Origin of the sequence: Natronomonas sp. (genome assembly GCF_036625485.1) — an archaeon.
In the GTDB taxonomy this organism is placed as follows: Archaea; Halobacteriota; Halobacteria; order Halobacteriales; family Haloarculaceae; genus Natronomonas.
This window is the reverse complement of record NZ_JAZKTR010000226.1, coordinates 1-2,963: the sequence shown is the minus strand read 5'-3', so window position 1 is coordinate 2,963 and position 2,963 is coordinate 1. Positions and strand designations below refer to the sequence as shown.

Here is a 2,963-nt window from a genome sequence, read left to right as displayed (position 1 = left end):
TCGCGGTCGATTCCCTCCGCGACCACGTCGGCGACGTCGTCCGACTGGAAGGCGAGATCGTTTCCGCGCGCCAGACGTCCGGCCCGACGGTCTTCGAGGTCCGCGACGAAACCGGTGTCGTCGACTGTGCCGCCTTCGAGGAAGCGGGCGTTCGCGCCTACCCCGACATCGAGGCCGACGACATCGTCCGACTCGACGGCGAGGTTCGCCTCCGTCGCGACGAGATTCAGGTCGAAACCGAATCCCTCGTCGAACTTACCGACGACGCACGTGACGCCGTCGAGACGCGGATGGACGAAGCCCTCGACGCCGCCGCTAGCCCCGAGACGACCGAACTCCTCGGTGACGACGACGCGCTGGAGCCTCTCGCCGATGACGTAAGCGAGGCCGCGACCGTGATCCGTCGCGCCGTCCTCGAATCCCGACCGGTCGTCGTCCGCCACGACGCAACGACGGACGGCTACGTCGCCGGCGCCGCAATCGAGCGGGCCGTTCTGCCGCTGGTCGAAGACCAGCACGCCTCCGCCGACGCGGTCTACCACTACTTCGACCGCCGGCCGCTGGAGGATGGCGTCTACGACATGAACGACGCGACGAAGGACGCCACCCGGATGCTGGGCGACCGCGAACAGCACGACGAGAAACTCCCGCTTTTCGTCTTCGCCGCCGCCGGCTCGACGGAGGCCTCGCTGGACGGCCTCGAACTGCTGGACATCTACGGTGCCCCGCGGGTCGTCCTCGACGGCCAGTCGGCAGACGACGCCGTCGTCGACGAGATCGACACGCTCGTCACCGCCGAAGACCGCACCGCCGCGACCGTCGCCGCCAACGTCGCCGCCGCGACGAACGACGACGTTCGCGATGACCTCCGGCACCTGCCCGCGATCAGCTTCTGGGAGGACGCCCCCGAGACCTACACCGACCTCGCTTCGGAGGCCGGTGTCGACGCCGATGCAGCGCAGAAACTCCGCGAGGCCATCGCACTGAAAGCGTTCTACCAGTCCTACGAGGACAAGCGCGAGCTCATCATCGACCTGCTGTTCGAGAAGCGGACCGGCCTCGCAGAGCAGGTTTCCGAGCAGTTCCGTACCAAACTGGAGGCCGAACTCGACACCGCGACGCCGAACCTCGACGAGCGTGATGTCGACGGTGTCACGGTCGCCGTCCTCGATACGGAAGCCTACACCCACACCTACGACTTCCCACCGACGCGACTCCTGCTGGACGAACTCGACCGCCGCCTCGATGCGGACGTCGTCATCGGCGTCGGCAAGGACGAACTCCACGTCCGCACGGACACCGACCTCGACCTCGAAGCGGTCGTCGCCTCGCTCCAGTTGGAAGCGCCGGACGCCGGCGTCTCGGACCCCGGTGCGCGTCGCCCCAAAATCGAGTTCCTCGCGGGCGAACGCGATGCCGTCCTCGATGCGGTCGTCGATTCGGTCGCCGAACAGGTCGTCACCGCCTCTGCGTAACCACACCGACCGTTTTCCGCGGTAATTTGAAGCCGACAGCGACGTACCTTCATAGCGTTGCCTCTCGTCGTGCGTTCCTCGCCGGCCTCGCTGCGGCGCTCGGTGGCTGTAGTGGACGCGCCCGTCGGGAAACGCCGACGGTGACGCCGGTACCGATTCCCGATGTCGAATCGGAGTCCGGCAGCATCTCGGTCGATGGGTCGCGGTTCGATGCGTCAGCCCCCGCTCCAGAGGGCGTCGTCATGTTCCATCACCTGGACGAAACCGCCCAGCAGCTCGTCGCCGCGATGCCCTCTCGGGAACTATTCACGCCGGATGCGACGGCGGGAGAGATGTTCGTCCGCAACCGCAGTGCCGACCCCCTGTTCGTCAACCTCGATTGGCGACTCCTGAAGTACACGGGCCATCGGTGGGTCGAGATCCGGTCGCCGCAGGTGGGCCGTTCCGGTATCTTCCCGGTTGACCCGGGGGAGACGTGGACCCGCCCCCACCGTATCGAGGGCGTATTCAGTCTCTCGATGCTCGGGCCGGGGCGCTACGCCCGGGTCGAAACGGTTCGGTTCCAGGACTCCGACGAGAGCCACCCACCGGTCGGCGCGCTCTTCGAGGTCGGGGGAACGACCGTCGAATTCGACCCCGGACGACCGGCGAAGATCGAGGACGGCGTCGCCCGAGTCTCCTTCAGCGACGCGTCGTCGGAACTCGTCTTCGAGCGAACGGCGGCGGACGACCCGACGGAACTCGTCCCCGAGGCCGTCGGGGCGATACCGGCCTTCCGGAACTCGATACCGTCTCTGGAGGAGGTCCCGGAGGTCCGTCTCCGGACGATTTCAGTGGGAGTGGCCGCCGAAGACATCGGCCTGACGACGGTTCGGGACATCGACGTCGAGTTGGGCGAACCGCTCCGCGTCGGCGGCCGAACCTTCCGGCTCCGGGTCGAGGAATCGTAACCGCTAGCCACTTACCGCCGGGTCTCCTTGTCCCGATAGCGAATGAGTACCGACACCGACCCGGCCGAGACCGAGGCCTTCCAGCAGGTCTGTGAGTCGCTGGTCGAGGACATCCTCGCGGGCGAGATCGACAGCGACGACCTCGAATCCGCGAAGATGGACGCCTGCCGGGAACACTCCTCGCCGAAGGTGCCGAAGAACACCGAGTTGCTGGATTTCGCACCCGACGACAAGCGCGGGGAACTGCAGTCGGTCCTCCAGCGGAAGCCGGTCCGGACGGCCTCGGGCGTCTCGCCCGTCGCCATCATGACCTCGCCGCACATGTGCCCGCACGGCAAGTGTCTCTACTGTCCGGGCGGGCCCGCCTCGGAATTCGACTCCTCGCAGAGTTACACGGGCGAGGAACCCGCCGCGGCCCGCGGCGTCCAGAACGACTACGACCCCTACGGGCAGGTCACCCTCCGACTCCACCAGCTGCGGGAGATCGGCCACCCCGTCGACAAGGTCGAACTCATCCTGATGGGCGGGACGATGACCG

2 protein-coding genes and 1 pseudogene are annotated in these 2,963 nt (G+C 67.2%); all 3 read left to right on the top strand.

What is annotated here, in order from left to right; translation table 11 throughout:
- The coding region (locus V5A53_RS14225; protein WP_332314270.1) for an OB-fold nucleic acid binding domain-containing protein at nt 1–1,475 on the top strand (1,475 nt) is incomplete at its 5' end.
- A gap of 26 nt (nt 1,476–1,501) precedes the next feature.
- Nucleotides 1,502–2,425 carry a hypothetical protein gene (locus V5A53_RS14220; RefSeq protein WP_332314269.1) on the top strand — a complete coding sequence of 308 codons (924 nt, stop codon included), beginning with the start codon at nt 1,502–1,504 and terminating at the stop codon, nt 2,423–2,425.
- Between the two features lie 42 nt (nt 2,426–2,467).
- A pseudogene (locus V5A53_RS14215) lies at nt 2,468–2,963 on the top strand (tRNA uridine(34) 5-carboxymethylaminomethyl modification radical SAM/GNAT enzyme Elp3); the annotation flags it as partial.